2 protein-coding genes are annotated in these 761 nt (G+C 72.9%); both read left to right on the top strand.

What is annotated here, in order from left to right:
- The coding region (locus tag FVW20_RS17370; RefSeq protein ID WP_307831628.1) for a helix-turn-helix domain-containing protein at window positions 1-249 on the top strand (249 nt) is incomplete at its 5' end.
- Between the two features lie 289 nt (window positions 250-538).
- A partial coding sequence (locus tag FVW20_RS17365; RefSeq protein WP_307831629.1) for an ATP-binding cassette domain-containing protein occupies window positions 539-761 on the top strand: 223 nt, incomplete at its 3' end.

Genomic DNA, 761 nt, shown 5'->3' with positions numbered 1-761 from the left:
GGGAATGGGGGCAAGGGGGGCGCGGCAGGCCCCGCGCTGGTGCTGCGCGCCGACGAGGGTGCCCGCATGCCCGGCGGGGCCGGGGAAGGCATGACGCCCGATGGTCGCCCCATGACCCTGGACGAGAACGAGCGGGCGCACATCGAATGGGTGCTGGATCTGGCGGGCGGCAACCGGACGCATGCGGCGAAGGTGCTGGACATCGACCGCGCCTCGCTGTGGCGCAAGCTGAAGCGTTACGGGCTGTAGGCGGGGTGCACGGCCTGTCGGCAGGAACGGGGGCGAACAGGTGGGACGGGAGGCGACGGGGTGGGAACCGTCTGGACGCACCACCGCCCGCCGTGCCATTCTGCCCACGGCGTTCCGGCCCGGATGGGGCCTGATGGGGCCGGATGGGGCCGGATGCGACCGGATGCGACCCAATGGGCCCCGGTGGCCCCCCATGAGTTCCCCATGAGCCCTGACGGGGCCGGACGGTTCGGTCCCGCCCGCCGCCCATCGGCGGCCAGACATCTTTCGTGAGCACAGGAGATTCGCCATAGCACCGCTTCTGGAACTGCGCGGCATCTGCCGCCACTTCACCGTGCGCCGGGGCATGTTCGACCCCACGCCCGCCGTGCTGCGCGCCGTGGACGGCGTGTCGCTGACCCTGGACAGGGGCCGCACCCTGGGGCTGGTGGGCGAAAGCGGCTGCGGCAAGTCCACCCTGGCCCGCATGGTGGTGGGGCTGCTGCCCCCCAGCGCGGGGCAGGTGCTGCTGG

This window comes from Nitratidesulfovibrio oxamicus (assembly GCF_015731765.1).
GTDB lineage: Bacteria > Desulfobacterota > Desulfovibrionia > Desulfovibrionales > Desulfovibrionaceae > Cupidesulfovibrio > Cupidesulfovibrio oxamicus.
Note: the sequence above shows the minus strand (reverse complement) of the source record. Positions and strands in the feature narration are given on the sequence as shown.